The sequence below is a fragment of the Mesorhizobium sp. LEGMi-168a genome, assembly GCF_058312955.1.
This window is the reverse complement of sequence record NZ_JBZEGV010000068.1, coordinates 1-5,145: the sequence shown is the minus strand read 5'-3', so window position 1 is coordinate 5,145 and position 5,145 is coordinate 1. Positions and strand designations below refer to the sequence as shown.

3 protein-coding genes and 2 pseudogenes are annotated in these 5,145 nt (G+C 61.5%); 1 reads left to right on the top strand and 4 read right to left on the bottom strand.

The features are described from left to right. Positions 1 to 562: 562 nt before the first annotated feature. Together AC4FWB_RS33760 and AC4FWB_RS33755 are read right to left on the bottom strand one after the other, a co-directional pair. A pseudogene (locus AC4FWB_RS33760) lies at positions 563 to 945 on the bottom strand (cobalamin-dependent protein); the annotation flags it as partial. A 257-nt stretch (positions 946 to 1,202) separates the two neighbouring features. Further along, positions 1,203 to 2,309: a mandelate racemase/muconate lactonizing enzyme family protein gene (locus AC4FWB_RS33755; protein WP_491030542.1), complete on the bottom strand. Its 1,107-nt coding sequence runs from the start codon at positions 2,307 to 2,309 to the stop codon at positions 1,203 to 1,205. Positions 2,310 to 3,251: 942 nt separating this feature from the next. Between AC4FWB_RS33755 and AC4FWB_RS33750 the strand changes: the two are divergent. Beyond that, positions 3,252 to 4,241 (top strand): annotated as a pseudogene (locus AC4FWB_RS33750) (tyrosine-type recombinase/integrase). Positions 4,242 to 4,406: 165 nt separating this feature from the next. Here AC4FWB_RS33750 and tnpB read toward each other — a convergent pair. Further along, positions 4,407 to 4,517: an IS66 family insertion sequence element accessory protein TnpB gene (tnpB, locus tag AC4FWB_RS33745; protein ID WP_491030541.1), complete on the bottom strand. Its 111-nt coding sequence runs from the start codon at positions 4,515 to 4,517 to the stop codon at positions 4,407 to 4,409. Then, a complete protein-coding gene (gene tnpA / locus AC4FWB_RS33740; protein ID WP_491030540.1) occupies positions 4,514 to 4,927 on the bottom strand; it encodes an IS66-like element accessory protein TnpA in 414 nt (137 codons plus the stop codon). The genes tnpB and tnpA overlap by 4 nt, the downstream gene beginning before the upstream one ends. Between the last annotated feature and the right edge of the window lie 218 nt (positions 4,928 to 5,145).

The window sequence follows — 5,145 nt, the reverse complement described above, 5'->3', positions numbered from 1 at the left end:
GGCGAAATCAATCGCCCATGACGACAACCTGGCACCCGAGGACCACCGCCGCCAAACTGTCCGGGACTTGGTGAAACGCCTGTCCGCGACTTAGCGGAATCCCCGTCCGGCTTTTGCGAAATACGCAAACTTGTACTTTGGCGAGGTAGGACGGGCGATTGCTGCCAGGTGCGAGCAGGTCGAGTATTTCGAACTGCGCGCCGCGGATGACCTTGCACCGCTTTGCGCAGTCGCCGGACCGGCGCGCCTGCTCGTTGCCGCTTGGCTTGGACAGACCCGGCTCATCAAGAACGCGAAGGTTTCGTCGGCGCAACGCGCTCTCGGCGTGCTCAGCCCCAATAGCTCTGCTGCCGCTTGCTAGGCTGACCCCAAAGACTGCAGAGGTCACCTTGCCTAGCCGGCATAGCGGCTCCGATGCGTAGTCGGAGCGAACCGAACTCAGGCGGTTGACGCACCGGTCACCGGTCGACGGCTTCAGCCTAGAGCTCAACGTCCCCACCGCTCGCCAGCGCAGGGCACCAGCGCACTGTCGTTTCGAAACCTCAACCACGGTGTTGTGCCTCTACTTCATGAAGTCCTTGGTCGTCTCGACGGCCACCGCAGCGTCGCGCCAATAGGCTCCGCGCCTACAGCCTTGCCGAATTCCTCGTTAAGCGGCGCACCGCCAACCAGAACAACATAATCGTCGCGGATGCCACTTTCTTCATCGCATCGATAACGACCTTCATGTACGGCATGGTGGTGGTGAGCAGTGCCGACATGCCGATGATATCAGGCTGATGCTGCTCGATCGTTTCCAGATACTTCGCGACTGCGTTGTTGATGACTATATCGAGGACCTTAAAGCCTGCGCTTTTCATCGTCATGCCCCACGAGGTTCTTGCCAATGTCGTGGATGTCGCCTTTGACGGTGCCGATCACCATCTTGCCCTGCTTCGGCGCGCCGTGAAGGACTGCGGCATTCTCCTGTTCGATGTTCGAGCTTTCGATGACTGTCGAGAGCGAATTTTGAATTTTGAGCGCTAAGGCATTCTACGCCTCGGAAACTTCCTCTTCACATGTGGTGAAGATAGGCGACGACGGATCGCCCCGCGCATCGCTCACACTCGCAGCCCCGATCCATGCCGCCCATGTTTCCATGGCGAGCTGATCTCGCAAAGGGGCTGATATGCCTGGAGCTGCCGACTTCTTTTCCAAGTAATTCAGCTGAAGGAAAGTTCGGGCTCTCCAAACAGGCCGTCTTCCGGAACCACCCCAAGGCCCGGGCCTTCGGGCAGTTTGATATGGCCACCCACGATCTTCACGCCTCTGAGGTCATACGTCCGCTCGATGTAGGGCTCGGCCACCCAAACGCCTTCCAGCAGTCGAGGTTGCACGGTGGCACCGATATGCGTGCAGGCGGCGGCGATGACATCCCCACCCCAAGCGTCGTCGCAAGTATGGGGCATGCTGCGCGCCTCGCAGATGTCACGGAAGGTGGCCATGGCGTGCAACCCGCCGATCCGCGTGACCTTCATGCCGAAACCGTCGCAAAGGCCCGTCCCCGCGGCGCGGATGACTGTGGCCAGATCCTCGCTATTCTCGTCGACATAGATGCCGTGATGGACTTGCCCCCGGATCGCGGCGATCTCTTCCAGCGTGTTGCAGGGCTGTTCCATGATGAAGGGAATGTCCGGGCATTCCCGGGAAAGCCGCAGGGCGTCACGAGTCGTCAGGCCGCGATTCCCATCGGCGGCCAGCCGCACGCCCTTGCCGCGGAGCACCTCCCAAACCTTGCGGAGAACGGCGATATCCACCTCCACTGGACGGCCGCCGATCTTGATCTGCAGGCGGGGATAGCCCTCGGCCGCTTTCTCGGCTACGATCCTGGCGGTCTCATCGGGGTCGCCGACACCTGCTGCATAGTAGGATGGCACGTTTTCGGTGACAGCCCCACCCAGAAGGTCGGCCACCCGCACTCCATAAGCCTTACCCATCAGATCATACGCTGCGATGTCAATAGCAGCTTTGGCATAGCGATGACCGTTCAATAGGCCATCCATCTGCCGCCGCAGCAGCAATGGTTGCAGCGCGTTAGCACCGATCAGCCCGGGAGCCATCTCAGCCAGCGCGGCGCGGGCACCCATGGCGTGTTGCGGCTGGTAGGTTGGTCCGACGGGGCAGGTTTCACCCCAGCCGACGAGGCCTGTGTCGGTGACCAGCTTCACTAGCGTGGTGTCCAGCGACCACACCTTGGCATTCGCCATTATATGGGGGCCGTTCTTGACCGGCAGATCATGTGCGTAGACGTGAATTTCCGTGATCTTCATGGTTATCTCGCTTTTGGGAGAGCCGTCGGTTTGGGTGTCAGGGCATGAGCAGAACGACGTTGCCGGCAGTTCCCCTCGACATAAATCCTTTTGTGAGAATTGTCTTTGGATAACAATGCGCAAAAAAATCCACCTTGAATTGATTCCAGATCAACTCGGGGCGCCCATATGCATCCCCTGAACGCTTGGCCGGTGCTACCGCGCTGGGCCGGATCAACTTTGTCGCCCCGTGGTCTAAGCTGGTAGGTTAGGGCTATACGCCGATGTAGGCAGGCTTCGAGGCCGCTCTTGCCGCGTTGGAAGCTCTCGGCGCGAGGCTTGTCGAGATACCGTTCGGCGACGTCTACGCCACGCCGATCTGCTCTACGGCGGAGCGCCATGCGGCGATCTGCGATTCTTTCGAGGCGAATGAAGCGGAAGGCCGGCACTTGATCGAAGCAATGATGCATCTGCACTCGCGGTGCGTGGTCGCGTGTCAGCCCCATCGCCATGGGTGAGGAACTGGCAGTCCTCGACGCGAAACAGGACAGCGAGACGGACGACGAACCTACGCCGGTCGAACGCAAGACGGCTTGACGAAGGACCGCGCCTGTCAGCCGAAATTGCGGGCAGGGGGCACGCCGATGCTGCCCGAGTATCCGGATATTGTGTAAAGGCCCGCGAGCGCATAGCGAAACCGTCGAGAATATCTCGCGCTAGGTTTCCGGTCACGGCCACGGGAACCAGTCTGCTCCCTGTTGGTCCGAAAGGCAGACCTTCGCCACCGATCACGATAGGCAGAAGGTTTATTCCTTCCAGCCTTCCGCTCCCATCACCCGGCGCCAGCGCCAGTGAGACAGAATGGGCCTAAAATGTTCGCGACACCTACTGGCATCTATCCGCCGCGCCGGAGCTGATGACCCGTGCCGCGCGACTGCTGGATGAGCGGTGGGAGGTTCGCTCATGAGTGCCTCGAACGATCTGGCCGTGCTGATCGAGCTGCGGTTCACCGATCGGCTCATGCGACATCGAGGCGTAAGCTCGAACACCATCGCCTCCTATCGCGACACCTTCCGGCTCCTGTTTGCATTCGCGCAGACAGCCTTGCGTCTCCGTCGCAGTTGACACTGCGGGATTTGGACGCGCCTTTCATCGGCGCATTTCTGGAGGACCTCGAGACACCGCAATCCGCCTCAGTGAGGATCCGGAACCTCCGCCTCACAGCCATTCGGTCTCTTTTCAGATATGCGTCGTTCGAGGAGTCGGCCCATAGCGCCCAGATTCAACGCGTGCTCGCGATCCCGAGCAAGCAATGCGACAAGCGACGACTTCAGTTTCTCACCAGGCCCGAGATTGAAGCGATCCTGGCCTGTCCGGATCGCAGCACATGGCTGGGACGGCGTGATCACACTCTGCTGTTGCTGGCCGCCCAAACGGGCTTGCGGGTCTCGGAGATCATCGATCTCGACCGGGACTCGGTGTTGCTGGGTCACGGTGCCCGCATGCGATGCGTTGGCAAGGGCCGCAAGGAGCGAAGTACGCCGCTCACCAAGGTTGCACAGCAAGCCCTTCGGGGCTGGCTCAACGAGCCCAGGAAACGGAGCGCAACGGCTCTCTTTCCGAACACGCACGGCGGCAAGCTGAGCGCCGACGGCGTGCAGGCGCTGCTGAACAAACATGTCGCCAAGGCTCGCGAACACTGCGTCACCCTCAGCTCGAAGAGGGTGTCGCCTCATGTCTTGAGGCACCGCGCTGCCATGGAGCTGCTGCAGGCGGGCGTCCATCATCGCCCTATGGCTGGGCCATGAGGCGATGGAAACGACGCTGACCTATCTTCACGCACATCTTGAGCTGAAGGAATCCGCACTCGCCAAGCTGAAGCCATACGAACGCGCAAAGGCCGAACGATTTCGGCCAAACGACCGACTTCTTGAATTCCTGAACGCCCTTTGAGCATGAGAACTATGCCGAGTGTCAACGACCGGTTCTCGGTCGAAATGGCGGGCAAAGCGCTTCATACCGCCGATCGGAAGAGGCGCTCGGCATAGTTTGGCGGTCGGCATAAACTTGCTTGGACTGAGCCGCTCCGCGACGCGGAGCGGGTTAGTCCAAGAAGGGTTATGTGGCCAGCACGTTCTGGACCTGGGCGGCCAAGCCATTCATCCCTTTGCGCATATCGCACGGCTGCGTCGCCAGATAGACCCGCACCCCAGACCCGGGCGCGATCATGCCACCGCCTTCAGAGCCGACAGCACTCGCCGCAACGCTGCCTCGCTGATCGCGGCGTCCACCCGCACGCGCACACCGCCGACGAGGACGATCTCAATCATGCCGCGCTGTTCCGCCCCACCCGCCCCGGTTGGTGCAGCAGCCGGCACGCTGCTGATGACCTCGACCGGGATCAACTCCAGCGGCGAAGCCGCCGACGCCGGCGGGCGCATCTGCCGGCGCCATGTGAACAAAAGGTTGGCATTGATATCGTGCCGCCGCGCCACCAGCGACACTGACGACCCAGGCTCACAGCTCTCGGCCACCAGCCGCTGCTTCTCTTCGAGGGTGTATGACTTGCGCCGGCGGGCGCGCGCCGTCTCGCCACGAGAATGTTGGCCTGCCACTCCATCCGTCGCGATCGTGTCCATTGAGCCGCGCTCGTGGACACCATCTTCAGCGTCCAGAGCCCGACCCCTTTCCGATCCGAACCCCGCCATGGAAGGCCGCCATCACCGGCTTTCAATTACCCACAAGTTCGGCGGCCAAGCTCAAGCCGAGCCCGATATCGGTCAGGCGCGTCAGCCCTCGCCACATGACGATGTTGCCCGGCGGCGGGTCGCGCGTGCGGTTGAGATAGCCGCCGAGC